Consider the following 14071-nt stretch of genomic DNA (forward strand, 5'->3'; position numbering starts at 1 on the left):
CACTACCGCATGGACCTTGCGATGAGCACCGATTTCCTTCAATCCTTCTACGAAGCCTCCGTCGATCGGGTTTCCTACCCGGCCCACGCCGGCCGTACCGACACCCGCGTCTGCATCCTGGGGGGCGGCCTGGCAGGTCTGTCGACCGCCCTGGGCCTGGCCGAACGTGGCGTCACCGACGTGGTGGTGCTGGAGTCGCACCGGGTGGGGCATGGCGCCTCCGGGCGCAACGGCGGTTTCGTCTTCGGCGGCTACAGCCTGGGCAACGGTGCCCTGCTCGATACTCTGGGCGCACAAGAGGCGCGGCGCCTGTACCAACTGACGCTCGACGCGGTGGAGCTGATCCGCAGCCGTGCCCGCCACTACAGCATCGACTGCGACCTGGTGGACAAAGGGGTGATCCTGGCCAACTGGTTCAATGACCCGTCGCGCCTGGAAAAGCCCCGCCAACTGATGAAAGAAGCCTACGGCGTGGAGTGGGAACACATCGCGCCCGGCGAGCTGAAAGAAATGCTCAAGACTGACCGCTATTACGGTGGGCTGCTCGAGCGCAATGCCTTCCACTTCCATCCGCTCAAATACGTCTGCGGCGTGGCACGCGCGCTTACCGACCTCGGCACGCGCCTGTTCGAACACTCTCCGGTGCTGGCGATCGAACGACGCGCCGGCAAATATGTCGTGCGAACCGAGGGCGGCGAGGTACATGCCGAAGAAGTGGTGTTCTCCGGCGGCGGCTACGCCCGTGGCGTCTATCGCCCAGTGGAGCGCGCAGTGTTGCCCATCGCCACCTACGTGGTCGCCACCCAGCCATTGGGCGAGAGGCTGAAGGACGCGATCGCCTGCGAGTCGGCGATCTACGACACCCGCTTCGCCTTCGACTATTACCGCCCGCTCAAGGACAGTCGGATCCTGTGGGGCGGGCGTATTTCCATCCTCGATCGCGGCCCCGAAGCCATCGCCAAGCTGCTCAAGGCCGACCTGGTCACGGTCTACCCTCAGCTCGAGGACGTGGACATCGACTATTCATGGGGTGGCCTGATGAGCTACGGACGCCATCAGATGGCGCAGATCGGCCAGGACGACAACGGCATCTGGCATGCGGTAGGTTTCGGCGGCCACGGCATGGCGCCCACCACGGTGGCCGGCGAGGTGCTCGCCGATGCCATCGCCCGCAGGTTGCCTGTACCGGCAGGGTTCGGGCAGTTTGGCTTGACCCGTACCTTTGGTGTTGCCGGTTTGTTGGCGGCGCAGGCGACCTATACCGCGTACCAAACGATCGATGCCTTCGATGCACGGCGGCTGAACAGGGTTGGAGAAGGTTGAGCCTGCGCATCCAGAAGGGTCATGCCCCCGCGATCAAGGGCCAGGCCCTCGCCTACAGTCGCAACACCAGGAGCTGCCGGATCTATCTGAATGACGCGCAAATGAAAAAGCCCGCCTTGAAAGGCGGGCTCTTCATATATGGTGGGTCGTGTAGGATTCGAACCTACGACCAATTGGTTAAAAGCCAACTGCTCTACCAACTGAGCTAACGACCCGTTGGATGGCGCGTATAATACTGATTTCTAACGGGAAATCAACACCCCATCGCAACTTTTTTTAAAAATATCGAGTCGGGTCCCCGACACCCGCCGCCTTGAAGCCTTCGGCACGCAGGCGGCAGCTGTCGCACTTGCCGCAGGCACGGCCGTCGTCGTCCGCCTGGTAGCATGACACCGTGAGGCTGTAGTCCACGCCCCGGGCGATACCGGCCTGGACGATCTGCGCCTTGCTCAGGTTCTGCAAGGGGGCCTGGATACGGAAGCCCTGCCCTTCCACGCCCGCCTTGGTGGCCAGGTTGGCCATGCGCTCGAACGCCTCGACGAACTCGGGACGGCAATCCGGGTAACCCGAGTAGTCCACGGCGTTCACGCCGATGAAGATGTCGCGGGCCTGAAGCACTTCCGCCCAGCCCAGGGCCAGGGACAGGAAGACCGTGTTTCGGGCGGGCACGTAGGTGACCGGAATGCCCTCGCCAGGTGCCTCAGGTACATCGATGCTGGTATCGGTCAGGGCCGAGCCACCGATGCCGTCCAGGTTCAGGCCGATCACCTTGTGCTCGACCACGCCCAGGTCTCGGGCAACTCGCGCTGCAGCGTTCAGCTCGGCGCGGTGGCGCTGGCCGTAATCGAAGCTCATGGTGTAGCAGCTATAGCCCTCGGCCTTGGCCATGGCAACCACGGTGGCCGAGTCCAGGCCGCCAGACAGCAGGATTACCGCACGTTTCTCAGTCATGTTCATACTCCTTTATCAGCGGCCAGGCTCGTCGTTCCACAGCAGTTTGTGCAACTGCAGCTGGAAGCGCACGGGCAGGTTGTCGGCGATGATCCAGTCGGCCAGGTCGGTGGCATTGACCTGGTGGTGGCTGGGCGAAAACAGCACTTCGCCTGCGCGCTCGGCCAGGTTGTACTGGATCAGTTTCGAGACCGCCCAGTCGTAGTCCTCACGGGAACAGATCACGAACTTGACCTGGTCGTTACGGGTCAGCAGCTCGATGTTCTCGTAGCGGTTACGGTGCGACTCCTCCGAGCCCGGGGTCTTGAGGTCGACCACGCGGCTGACGCGGTTATCGACGCGGGCGATATCCAGGGCACCGCTGGTTTCCAGGGACACCTCGTAGCCGGCGTCACACAGGCGCTGCAACAGCGCCAGCACGTTGGGCTGGGCCAAGGGTTCGCCCCCGGTCACGCAGACATAGCGCGGCCGGAAGCCCGCCACCTGCTCGAGGATATCGTCAAGGGTACGAAGGGTGCCGCCGCTGAAGGCGTAGGCACTGTCACAGTATTGGCAGCGCAAAGGGCAGCCGGTGAGACGCACGAATACGGTGGGCAGCCCCGCCGTTCGTGTTTCACCCTGCAACGAGTAAAAGACTTCGGTGATGCGTAATGTGTCTTGCATGGTCGCCACGGGCGTGACAGCTAAACAGGCTGTCCGCCTCCGTCAGGCACTGGTACGGACTCGACATAGCGTTATCCGCAACAGCGTGTTTACGAAAAAAGGGCCAAGATTCTAACGAAAAAACCCGCGACAAGCGCGGGTTTCTTTCGTCAGGCGATATTCAGAGCTTTTGCAGGTCGCGCTGGGCCAGTTGCGCGGCGGAGGTGCCGGGGTACTGGGTGATGACCTGCTGCAGGATACCCTTGACCTTGTCGGTGTGGCCCATGCGACGCTCGACATCCGCCAGCTTGTACAGCGAGTCAGGCACCTTGCTGTGCTTGGGGTACAACTGGCCGACCTTGGCGAAGGCCTGGCTGGCACCTTGCAGGTCGCCCTTGGCCAGGTTCACCTCGCCAAGCCAGTACTGGGCATTGCCGGCGTACTGGCTGTTAGGGTACTTGCGCAGGAAGGCGGCGAAGGCTTGGCTGGCCTTGTCGAAGTCCTTCTGCTTGATCAGGTCGAAAGCGGCGTCGTAATAGAGCTTCTCTTTCGCCGGATCACCGGGTTCGCTGCTGGCGGCCGACTGTTGGGCAGCGGCGCCAGCGGCAGCACCGGCGGCGGCACCACCGGTGGAAGAATTCTCGGGAGCCTGGGCAGGCGCAGCACCACTGTTGATGCGGCTGTCCAGATCCTTGTAACGCTCCAGGCTTTCCTGCTTCATACGGGCCACATCGTTCTGCAGCTCTTCGATGATGCCCTGCTGGCGGGAAATCTGGTCCTGCATCTGCTGCAGCTGCATGAACAGCTGGCCCTGTGCAGAGGCAGGGGTCGAAGCCCCTGCCCCGGCATAGGCGCCGCTCGTGCCATAACCCGCAGGCGGATAGCCGCTCGCGTTGTCATCTACTACGGGAACCTCAGCCCAGGCCGCAAGCGGCAGGCTGAGTGCGAGGACGGTTACAGCACGACGGCACATACGCATAGGAACTTACTTACGCAGTTCTACGCGACGGTTCTGAGCCCAGGACTGCTCGTCGCCACCAGTGGCAACCGGACGCTCTTCGCCGTAGGAAACCAGTTCCAGCTGAGCAGGGGAAACGCCCTGCAGAACCAGGTAGCGCTGAACGGCCTTGGCACGACGCTCGCCCAGAGCCATGTTGTACTCGCGAGTACCGCGCTCGTCGGTGTGGCCTTCCAGGACAACACGGTTGCCGTTGGCTTTCAGGTCCTTGGCGTGAACGTCCAGGGCGCGCATGGCTTCTGGCTTCAGGTCCGAGCTGTCGTATTCGAAGTAGAAGGTGGTGATTGCGCGCAGGGCGGCTTCTTCGCTCAGGCTGCCGTCGACAGCGCCGGTGTTGGCACCGTAGCCAGCGTTCGGGTCAACAGCGGCGCCTTCGCCAGCGTTGTCACCGCCCTTGGAGGAGCAACCTACAGCTACGGCCATGGCCAGAGCCAGCGCAGCGAATTTACCAAACTTCAGCATTTCCATCGTGAAACTCCTAATGAAACCCCAGTGTGTTAAGCAAATAGTGTTACGCCGCAATCAGTTCAGGTAAGGGGACCAGGACGGTTCTCTGACTTCGCCTTGCGCGGTAGGAAGCGGGAGCCTCACGCGTCCGTTGAGAGAGACGAGCATCAAGACTCCCCGGCCCTGCTGGCGGGTGGCGTAGATTAGCATGGTGCCGTTTGGCGCAACAGTGGGAGACTCATCAAGACTGGTGTCCGAAAGAATCTTTACACTTCCACGCTCCAGGTCCTGCGCAGCCACCTTGAAGTTGGTGAAACCCTGCTGGCGATGGATCATCACCAGCGTCTTCTCGTCAGCCGACAGTTTCGGGTTGGCATTGTAGTTGCCCACGAAGGTCACGCGCTCGGCACCACCACCACCGATGGAGGTCTTGTACACCTGCGGCTTGCCGCCACGGTCGGAGGTGAAGTACAGGGTGTTGCCATCCTTGCCCCAGAACGGCTCGGTGTTGATGCCAGGGCCGGCGGTGACGCGGGTGATCTGGCGCGAGCCCATGTTCATCACGTAGATGTCCGGGTTACCGTCCTTGGACAACACGAAGGCCAGGCGCGAGCCATCCGGCGACCAGGCCGGGGCACCATTGAGGCCTTCGAAGTTGGTGACCTGCTCACGGCGACCGGTATCGATGTGCTGGACGAAGATGCGCGGACGCTTCTGCTCGAACGAGACATAGGCGATACGCTTGCCGTCCGGCGCGAAGCGCGGCGACAGGATCGGCTCGCGGGACTGCAGCAGGGTCACGGCGCGGGCACCGTCGTAGTCCGAGCGCTGCAGGGTGTAGCGGGTGTTGTTGGCAGAGAAGCGCTCGGCGGTCACGTACAGCATGCGGGTGGAGAACGCGCCCTTGATGCCGGTGAGCTTCTCGAACGACTGGTCGGCGATGTAGTGCGCCATGTCGCGCAGCTGGTCGACGCCGCCGGCGACGCTGCCGGTCAGCACTTGCTGCTCGGTGGCGACGTTGAACAGGGCGTACTGCACCTGCAGACGACCGCCGGCCGGCACGATGCTGCCGACCATCACGTACTGGGCGCCCAAGGCCTTCCAGTCACGGAAGATCACTTCGCTGGCCTGGCTCGGCTGGCTGATCATGTTCTGCCGTGGAATGGGCGAGTAGTAACCGGAGTTGCGCAGGTCATTGCCGATGATCTCGGCCATGTCTTCCGGCAGCACGCTGCCACCCTGCAGACCGAACGGCACCACCGCGATCGGGGTCGCCCGGTCGCTGCCGCTGGTGACCAGGATGTTCTTTTCCTCTGCCACGGCCATACCTGCCACGCAGCAGAGCATGACCAGCAGTCCTTTCAGACGTTTAATCACAACGCAAGATCCTCAGGTGTAAATGTCATCTTGAATGAACGATACGGATTGAACTCGTTCGGCTTCAAGCCCTGCATTTCGGTCAAACGACCAATGTTCTTCACTGCTGCCACCGCCGAGGCGTCGAACGGGCCGTCACCGCTGGAGCGCGCCACGCTGACATTGGTGATGGTGCCATCGGGCAGCATGTTGATCTGCAGGACTACCGTCATGCCCCTGCGTGCGGACGGCGGACGTGCCCAACCTTCGGCTGCCCGCATGCGAATCAGGTCGTCGAAATCGCCGGCCACTTCATCGCCACGCTCATCGGCCAGGGCCTGCTGCCGCTCGGTGGTGTCGGACAACAGCTCGGCCAGGGCCTGGGCTTTCTTGTCCTCCGCTGCCTTGCGGGCCGCTTCCTGGGCCTTTTTCTTCTGAGCATCTGCCGCCGCCTTCTTCTTGGCGTCTTCAGCTGCCTTTTTCTTGGCCTGCTCGGCCGCCGCTTTCTTCTTGGCGTCCTCGGCTGCTTTCTTCTTGGCCTCCTCGGCGGCTTTTTTCTTCGCCTCCTCGGCGGCCTTCTTCTTGGCTTCTTCCTCGGCCTGCTTCTTCGCCTCTTGCTCGGCCTTTTTCTTGGCGATGTCGGCCTGCTGCTTCTCGGCGGCCTTCTTCGCCTCTTCGGCTTTCTTGGCCTCGGCGGCCTTCTTGGCTTCGGCGGCTTTGGCAGCCTCTTCAGCCTTCTTCGCCTCGGCGGCCTCTCGGGCCTCTTCGGCCTTTTGAGCGGCGTCAGCTTTCTTTTGTTCCGCGGCCTTGATGGCTTCCTGCTCGACCTTCTTCTGTTCCAGCTGCTCGACTTCGGTCTGGCGCGAAGCGGTTTTCTTCGCTTCCCCGGCGATCTTCTGGTTGGTCTGGGTGGTCGCCTGGCTCTTGGACTTGAGCTGGTAGAGCGTGGCCTGGACGATAGGCTTGGACGGCGGCAGTTCCGGCGTCATGGCGAAGCTGACGAACAGCATCGCGAACACCAGCACATGCAGACCGATGGCCCAGATACTGGGCCAGAAGTAGCTTTCCGAGGCGGATGGCTCTCGCTGTTGCATCAGGGCGCCTCGGTAATCAGGCCAACGTTACCGACACCGGCCTTCTGCAACCCACCCATGGCGCCCATGACCGCGCCGTAGTCGACGGCCTTGTCGCCACGGATGAAGACCTGGGTCTGCTTGCCCTGGTCACGACCGGCGGCAATGATCTTGGTCACCGCGTCGGTCATTTCCGGCAAGGTCATGGCCTTGTCCATCTGCTTGTCGGTGTCGACCTCGCTGCCGAGGTTCCAGTAGTAGGTCTTGTCGGCCTTGATCGAGATGGTCAGGATCTGAACGTTGTTGTCCTGGGGCAAGGCTTCGCTGGAAACCTTGGGCAGGTCGACCTTCACGCCCTGGTTGAGCATGGGAGCGGTCACCATGAAGATGACCAGCAGCACCAGCATCACGTCGATGTAGGGCACCACGTTCATCTCGGCGACCGGCTTGCGTTTGTGGCGAACTCGGGCCATGGGCTTCTACCTGATCACTCTTCGCTGGTGTGTACTTTGCGGTGCAGGATCGCCTGGAACTCGTCGGCGAACGTGTAGTAACGACCGATCAGCACTTCGCTGCGGGCCGAGAAACGGTTGTAGGCGATGACTGCCGGGATCGCGGCGAACAGGCCGATCGCAGTGGCGATCAGCGCCTCGGCAATACCCGGGGCCACGGTGGCCAGGGTCGCCTGCTGGGCAGAGGCCAGGCCGCGGAAGGAGTTCATGATGCCCCAGACGGTACCGAACAGGCCGATGTACGGGCTGGTGGAACCGACGGTGGCCAGGAACGGCAGGCTCTGTTCGAGCTTCTCTTCCTCGCGGGAGATGGCTACGCGCATGGCACGGCCAACGCCTTCCATGACCGCATCCGGGTCGACGCCCGGCTGCTGGCGCAGGCGCGAGAACTCTTTGAAGCCGGCACGGAACACCTGCTCGACGCCGGAATCCGGGTCTGGGTTGCTGCCTGCCTGACGGTACAGCTTGGACAGGTCGATGCCCGACCAGAAGCGCTCTTCGAAGGCATCCAGCGCACGACGACCGGCGCGCAGCATGGTGCTGCGCTGGAAGATCATGATCCATGAGGTGACCGAGGCTGCCACCAGGGTCAGCATCACCAGCTGCACCACAATGCTGGCATTGCTGACCAGACTCCACATGGAGGTATGGTCGACGACGTTAGCTTCCACGCTTATTCTCCTGCGTTCGATTGAGTACCCGTGCCGTCCGCCAGAAAGGCGTCGCGCAGCTCTTGGGGTATGGCCCGGGGTTTGAAAGTGTCGGCGCGCACGGCGGCCACCAGGAACTGCCCCTCGCAGAGCAGCGTTTCATCCTTTTCCCGCCAGACCTGCTGCACGAAGCGCAGGCTGGCGCGATTCAATTCAAGTACTTGCGCGGTCACCCGCAACGCGTCGTCCAGCCGCGCCGGCGCGTGGTAGCGCGCTTCGCTGGAATGGACCACGAACAGCAGGTTCTGGCCTGCCAGCTCGGCCTGGGAAAACCCCAGGTGCCGCAGCCGCTCGGTGCGTGCACGCTCCATGAATTTCAGGTAATTGACGTAATACACCACGCCACCTGCGTCGGTGTCCTCGTAATAGACGCGACAGCGGTGGGCGAACGGTTCCAGGCCTTTTTGCGCGCGCATACTCTAGTGCTTACTCCTCAGCTTGCCAATCCGCCCCGGCAACTGTTTTTGCATCGATAATGTCTTATTGCCAGCGCCGCAAGGGCGTGCCAGCGGTAGGACCACGAAAACCCCAATTCGATCTGTCATTCATCGTCGGGATCGGAAAATTCGCCACCTTCGGCAAAGCGGCCGGGAATGTTCAGGCCGAAATGCAGGTAGGCGTGACGGGTGACCACACGCCCGCGTGGCGTACGCATGATGTAGCCCTGCTGGATCAGGTATGGCTCGAGCACGTCCTCGATGGTATGGCGCTCCTCGCTGATGGCTGCCGCCAGGTTGTCGACCCCCACCGGGCCACCGTCGAACTTTTCGATCATGGTCAGCAGCAGGCGACGGTCGGAATGGTCGAAGCCACGCTCGTCGACATCCAGCAGGTTCAGTGCCATGTCCGCCACCGCCTTGGTGATCTCGCCCTTGCCACGCACCTCGGCATAGTCGCGCACCCGACGCAGCAGGCGGTTGGCGATCCGCGGGGTGCCACGGGCCCGGCGAGCGATCTCATAGGCGCCTTCGTCCTCGATCACAAGGCCCAGGATGTTGGCCGAACGGCTGACGATGGTGGCCAGGTCCCTGTTGCTGTAGAACTCCAGGCGCTGGACGATACCGAAGCGATCGCGCAGCGGGTTGGTCAGCATGCCGGCACGGGTGGTGGCACCGACCAGGGTGAAAGGTGGCAGGTCCAGCTTGATCGAGCGGGCCGCCGGCCCCTCGCCGATCATGATGTCCAGCTGGAAGTCTTCCATCGCCGGGTAGAGCACTTCCTCGACCACCGGGGACAAGCGGTGGATCTCGTCAATGAACAGCACATCGTGGGGCTCGAGGTTGGTCAGCATGGCCGCCAGGTCGCCCGGGCGCTCGAGGATCGGGCCCGAGGTGCTCTTGACCGACACGCCCATTTCCTGGGCGATGATGTTGGCCAGCGTGGTCTTGCCAAGGCCGGGCGGGCCGAAGATCAAGGTGTGGTCCAGGGACTCGTTGCGCCCACGGGCCGCCTGGATGAACAGTGCCATCTGCTCGCGCACCACCGGCTGGCCGATGTATTCCTCCAGGCGCAGCGGGCGGATCGCACGGTCCTGGATGTCTTCGCGGTCGCGCCCGCTGGCGGCGATCAGTCGGTCGGCTTCGATCACTTGGTAATCATCCCTTTGAGGCTACGGCGAATCAGCTCCTCGCTGCTCAGGCCAGACTTGTCCTTGATCGCCGATACCGCCTTGCTCGCCTCCTGGGGCTTGTAGCCCAGGGAGACCAGGGCGCTGACCGCATCGGCTTCGGCCGTGGAGGCACTACTGACCGGCAGCGGGCCATCGGACACCAGGGTGAACATGGCAGGCGAGGTTTCCCAAGCCTTGAAGCGGTCCTTGAGCTCGACCAGCAGGCGCTCGGCGGTCTTCTTGCCGACGCCCGGCACACGCACCAGGGCCGAGGTGTCCTGGGCTTGCACGCAGCGCACCAGCTCGTCCACTTCCAGCCCGGACATCAGCGCCAACGCCAGCTTCGGCCCAACCCCGTTCAGCCGGATCAGCTCGCGGAACAGCTCGCGCTCGCGCTTTTCGGCGAAGCCATAGAGCAGGTGCGCATCTTCACGCACCACCAGGTGGGTATGCACGGTCACCGGTTCGCCGACCTTGGGCAGGCGATACAGGGTGGTCATCGGCACTTCCAGCTCGTAGCCCACGCCGTTGACGTCGATAATCAGGTGCGGCGGCTGTTTTTCCGCCAGGGTGCCGCGCAAACGTCCAATCACGTTCCGATCCTTCCTCTCGGGGAGCCGGTCGAAGACCGCTCAACCCTATCAGCAAATGCAACGGGTGAACGTTTCACCCGGACAAAATTTGTATCTGCGCATGAAGCGCTCAAAGACGCAAGCGCCCGCCTCTTCGCCGCGCCGTGGCCAGGCCGTGGGGCACCAGGCTGGAGCGGGTATGGGCATGGCACAGGGCGATGGCCAGGGCGTCGGAGGCGTCGACCTGCGGTTTTTGCGTCAGCTTCAACAGGTGCATGACCATCAGCATGACCTGCTCCTTGTTGGCGCCGCCGGTACCTGCCACGGCCTGCTTGACCTGGCTGGCGCTGTACTCGGCGATCTCAAGGCCGGCTTCGGCGGCGGCGACGATGGCCGCGCCCCGCGCCTGGCCGAGCTTGAGGGCCGAGTCGGCATTGCGCGCCATGAACACTCGCTCGATGCCCATGGTCACGGGCCCGTGCTGGCGAATGATTTCGCTGACACCACGAAACACGATCTGCAGGCGCTCATGCAGCTCGCCGCTGCCGGTGCGGATACAGCCAGACGCCACGTACTCGCAGCCACGGGCAGTCTGGCGCACCACACCGAAGCCGGTGATGCGCGAGCCGGGGTCGATACCAAGAATCAGAGTCATAACGCCTGCAATAGATAAAGAATACGACGCGCGCGGCCCCTGGGGCTGCTTTGCAGCCCTTTCGCGGCACAAGGCCGCTCCTACAGACATCGCGCCGACCTGAGGAACGTCGCTGTACCTGTAGGAGCGGCCTTGTGCCGCGAAAGGGCCGCAGGCTCAACGAGCCATGCCAGGATAAACCAGATACCTTAGCCGAGTTTTTCCATGATCTCGTCGGAGATTTCGGCATTGGAGTAGACGTTCTGCACGTCATCCAGGTCCTCGAGCATGTCGATCAGCTTGAGCACCTTCTCGGCGCCCTCCTGGTCCAGCTCGGCACTGGTGGTCGGTTGCATCACGATCTCGGCGTCCGAAGCCTTGAAACCGGCTTCCTCCAAGGCGTTGCGTACCGCGTAGAAACTGTTGAACGAGGTGAAGACGTCGAAGGAGCCGTCATCGTTGCCAACCACGTCGTCGGCATCGGCTTCCATGGCCACCTCCATCAAGGCCTCTTCGTCCACGCCCAGGTCGGCGGCGAAGCTGATCTGCCCCTTGCGCTCGAACAGGTAGGCCACCGAGCCGTCGGTGCCGAGGTTGCCGCCACACTTGGCGAAGGCATGGCGCACAGCGGCCGCGGTACGGTTGCGGTTGTCGGTCATGGCCTCGACCATGATCGCCACGCCACCGGGGCCGTAGCCTTCGTAGCTGAGTTCCTCGACGTTGTCGCTTTCGTTGGTACCGGCACCACGGGCGACGGCGCGATCGATGATGTCGCGGCTCATGTTGGCGCCCAGGGCCTTGTCCAATGCCAGGCGCAGGCGTGGGTTGGAGGCCGGGTCGGCGCCGCCCTGCTTGGCGGCGACGGTCAGCTCGCGGATCCACTTGGTGAAGATCTTGCCTCTCTTGGCATCCTGGCGTTCTTTGCGGTGCTTGATGTTTGCCCACTTCGAATGACCAGCCATAACGTCTCCAAATCCTTCAAACAGAAACAGGTTCCGCCCCGAAGGGCGGAACGCGAGAAAACGGCGCCGAAGCGCGTGGGCGCCTCCATCGGGAAGCGCCCGGGCCGATTACTCGACCTTGGTCTGCTCGCGCAGACGGATGTGCAGCTCGCGCAGGGCCTTGGCATCCACCAGGCCAGGGGCCTGGGTCATGACGCACGCGGCACTCTGGGTTTTCGGGAAGGCGATCACTTCACGGATCGACTGGGCGCCGGTCATCAGCATCACCAGACGGTCCAGGCCGAAGGCCAGGCCACCGTGGGGCGGCGCGCCGAACTTCAGGGCGTCGAGCAGGAAGCCGAACTTCTCCTGCTGCTCTTCTGCACCAATGCCCAGCAGGCGGAACACGGCCTGTTGCATTTCCTTGCGATGGATACGGATCGAACCACCACCGAGCTCGGTGCCGTTGAGGACCATGTCGTAGGCACGGGACAGAGCACCGGCGGGGTTGGCCTCGAGCTCCTGCGGGGTGCACTTGGGCGCGGTGAACGGGTGGTGCAGCGCGCTGAAGCTGCCGTCGTCGTTCTCTTCGAACATCGGGAAGTCAACGACCCACATCGGCGCCCACTCGCAGGTCAGCAGCTCGAAGTCGTGGCCCAGGCGGATACGCAGCGCGCCCAAGGCTTCGCTGACGATCTTGGCCTTGTCGGCGCCGAAGAACACGATATCGCCATCGACTGCACCCACGCGATCGAGGATCACGTTGAGGTTGGCCTCGGGGATGTTCTTGACGATCGGCGACTGCAGACCTTCGACGCCCTTGGCACGTTCGTTGACCTTGATGTACGCCAGGCCCTTGGCACCGTAGATGCCGACGAACTTGGTGTATTCGTCGATACGGCTGCGCGGCATGCTGGCGCCGCCTGGCAGACGCAGGGCGGTGACGCGGCACTTAGGATCGTTGGCCGGGCCGGCGAAGACCTTGAAGTCAACATCCTTGAGCTGGTCGGCAACGTCGACCAGTTCCAGCGGGATACGCAGGTCAGGCTTGTCGGAGCCGTAGCGACGCATGGCCTCTTCATAGGTCATGTGCGGGAATTCGCCGAACTCCAGGTCCAGGACTTCCTTGAACAGCTTGCGGATCATGCCTTCGGTCAGGCCCATGATCTCGGATTCGTCGAGGAAGCTGGTCTCGATGTCGATCTGGGTGAATTCCGGCTGACGGTCGGCACGCAGGTCTTCGTCGCGGAAGCACTTGGCGATCTGGTAGTAGCGGTCGAAGCCGGCCACCATCAGCAGCTGCTTGAACAGCTGTGGCGATTGCGGCAAGGCGAAGAAGCTGCCGGCGTGGGTGCGGCTCGGCACCAGGTAGTCACGGGCACCTTCCGGGGTAGCGCGGGTCAGGATCGGCGTCTCGACGTCGAGGAAGCCGTTCTCGTCCAGGTAGCGGCGGATGCTGCTGGTGATGCGCGAACGCAGGCGCAGCTTGTCGGCCATCTCCGGGCGCCGCAGGTCGATGAAGCGGTAGCGCAGGCGGGTTTCCTCGCCCACGTCGGAGTATTCGTTGAGCGGGAACGGCGGAGTCTCGGCCTCGTTGAGGACGGTCAGCTCGTAGCCCAGCACTTCGATGGCGCCAGAGGCCATGTTCGGGTTGACCGCGCCTTCCGGACGCAGGCGCACCTTGCCGGTGATCTGCACGACGTACTCGCTGCGCACGCGGTCAGCGTTGGCGAAAGTCTCGGCGCGATCCGGGTCGAAGACGACCTGGGCCATGCCTTCGCGGTCACGGATGTCGAGGAAGATCACCCCGCCGTGGTCGCGACGACGATGGACCCAGCCGCAAAGAGTGACTTCCTGGCCGTCCAGGCGCTCGTTCAGTTGGCCGCAATAATGGCTGCGCATCATGATGGTGGTTTCGCTTCTCGTGATTCGTGTATTCGGTGGAGGTCTGGCCGCCCTGAGGGGCTAATACTGCAAGACCCGGTCACTGCAATTCAACTCAGTCGGCCTTGTCGCCGCCTGCCAGATTCTTTTTCGCCCCGGTCTTGAAATCGGTCTCGTACCAGCCATTGCCGCTCAGGCGGAAACCGGGTACCGACAACAGCTTCTTCAGCGCCGGCGCCTGGCACGCCGGGCAATCGGTCAGCGGCGCGGCGCTGATCTTCTGCAACACCTCCATACGGTGGTCGCAGGATGCACATTGATAGTCATAAAGGGGCATGGGTGTCTCTCGTCAACCACAACGCTGACTGCCGGGGGCAGTGAAAAGCGGGATTATATATG

The 14071-nt window shown here is 62.9% G+C and carries 16 protein-coding genes and 1 tRNA gene; 1 reads left to right on the forward strand and 16 read right to left on the reverse strand.

Annotation, left to right across the window (positions count from 1 at the left end):
• Positions 1-21: 21 nt before the first annotated feature.
• On the forward strand, positions 22-1323 hold the full coding sequence (locus ACXHGZ_RS15470; RefSeq protein ID WP_480460496.1) for an NAD(P)/FAD-dependent oxidoreductase: 1302 nt from the start codon (positions 22-24) through the stop codon (positions 1321-1323).
• 139 nt (positions 1324-1462) lie between these two features.
• On the opposite strand, the gene ACXHGZ_RS15475 is transcribed toward ACXHGZ_RS15470, so the two are convergent.
• The 16 genes from ACXHGZ_RS15475 to ACXHGZ_RS15550 form a co-directional block, all read right to left on the reverse strand.
• Positions 1463-1538, reverse strand: a tRNA-Lys gene (locus ACXHGZ_RS15475).
• A 61-nt stretch (positions 1539-1599) separates the two neighbouring features.
• The gene (gene queC / locus ACXHGZ_RS15480; protein ID WP_480460498.1) at positions 1600-2274 is read right to left on the reverse strand and encodes a 7-cyano-7-deazaguanine synthase QueC; all 675 of its coding nucleotides are present in this window, start codon (positions 2272-2274) and stop codon (positions 1600-1602) included.
• A 15-nt stretch (positions 2275-2289) separates the two neighbouring features.
• On the reverse strand, positions 2290-2937 hold the full coding sequence (gene queE / locus ACXHGZ_RS15485) for a 7-carboxy-7-deazaguanine synthase QueE (protein ID WP_480460500.1): 648 nt from the start codon (positions 2935-2937) through the stop codon (positions 2290-2292).
• A 160-nt stretch (positions 2938-3097) separates the two neighbouring features.
• Positions 3098-3895: a tol-pal system protein YbgF gene (ybgF, locus tag ACXHGZ_RS15490; protein WP_480460502.1), complete on the reverse strand. Its 798-nt coding sequence runs from the start codon at positions 3893-3895 to the stop codon at positions 3098-3100.
• A gap of 6 nt (positions 3896-3901) precedes the next feature.
• Positions 3902-4402, reverse strand: coding sequence for a peptidoglycan-associated lipoprotein Pal (gene pal, locus ACXHGZ_RS15495; protein ID WP_084854489.1), 501 nt, complete (start codon positions 4400-4402; stop codon positions 3902-3904).
• Between the two features lie 54 nt (positions 4403-4456).
• Positions 4457-5728 carry a Tol-Pal system beta propeller repeat protein TolB gene (gene tolB, locus ACXHGZ_RS15500; RefSeq protein WP_216356221.1) on the reverse strand — a complete coding sequence of 424 codons (1272 nt, stop codon included), beginning with the start codon at positions 5726-5728 and terminating at the stop codon, positions 4457-4459.
• A 26-nt stretch (positions 5729-5754) separates the two neighbouring features.
• Positions 5755-6831 (reverse strand): cell envelope integrity protein TolA, encoded by a 1077-nt coding sequence (tolA, locus tag ACXHGZ_RS15505; protein WP_084854487.1) that lies wholly within the window; start codon positions 6829-6831, stop codon positions 5755-5757.
• Entirely contained in the window at positions 6831-7283 is a 453-nt protein-coding gene (gene tolR / locus ACXHGZ_RS15510) for a protein TolR (RefSeq protein WP_084854486.1), read from the reverse strand. Before tolR ends, tolA begins: the two co-directional genes overlap by 1 nt.
• Positions 7284-7297: 14 nt before the next feature.
• Complete coding sequence (tolQ, locus tag ACXHGZ_RS15515; protein ID WP_084854485.1) at positions 7298-7993, reverse strand: protein TolQ; 696 nt, start codon at positions 7991-7993, stop codon at positions 7298-7300.
• A gap of 2 nt (positions 7994-7995) precedes the next feature.
• Positions 7996-8448 carry a tol-pal system-associated acyl-CoA thioesterase gene (gene ybgC, locus ACXHGZ_RS15520; protein WP_084854484.1) on the reverse strand — a complete coding sequence of 151 codons (453 nt, stop codon included), beginning with the start codon at positions 8446-8448 and terminating at the stop codon, positions 7996-7998.
• Positions 8449-8573: 125 nt separating this feature from the next.
• Entirely contained in the window at positions 8574-9620 is a 1047-nt protein-coding gene (gene ruvB / locus ACXHGZ_RS15525; RefSeq protein ID WP_084854483.1) for a Holliday junction branch migration DNA helicase RuvB, read from the reverse strand.
• The gene (gene ruvA, locus ACXHGZ_RS15530) at positions 9617-10234 is read right to left on the reverse strand and encodes a Holliday junction branch migration protein RuvA (RefSeq protein ID WP_480460505.1); all 618 of its coding nucleotides are present in this window, start codon (positions 10232-10234) and stop codon (positions 9617-9619) included. The genes ruvB and ruvA overlap by 4 nt, the downstream gene beginning before the upstream one ends.
• Before the next feature lie 109 nt (positions 10235-10343).
• On the reverse strand, positions 10344-10868 hold the full coding sequence (gene ruvC / locus ACXHGZ_RS15535; RefSeq protein WP_084854481.1) for a crossover junction endodeoxyribonuclease RuvC: 525 nt from the start codon (positions 10866-10868) through the stop codon (positions 10344-10346).
• 188 nt (positions 10869-11056) lie between these two features.
• On the reverse strand, positions 11057-11809 hold the full coding sequence (locus ACXHGZ_RS15540; protein ID WP_480460507.1) for a YebC/PmpR family DNA-binding transcriptional regulator: 753 nt from the start codon (positions 11807-11809) through the stop codon (positions 11057-11059).
• A gap of 108 nt (positions 11810-11917) precedes the next feature.
• A complete protein-coding gene (gene aspS, locus ACXHGZ_RS15545) occupies positions 11918-13693 on the reverse strand; it encodes an aspartate--tRNA ligase (protein WP_324818467.1) in 1776 nt (591 codons plus the stop codon).
• Positions 13694-13787: 94 nt separating this feature from the next.
• Entirely contained in the window at positions 13788-14009 is a 222-nt protein-coding gene (locus ACXHGZ_RS15550) for an FmdB family zinc ribbon protein (protein ID WP_043209521.1), read from the reverse strand.
• Positions 14010-14071 lie beyond the last annotated feature (62 nt).

It is taken from the genome of Pseudomonas shiyinii (assembly GCF_056725765.1).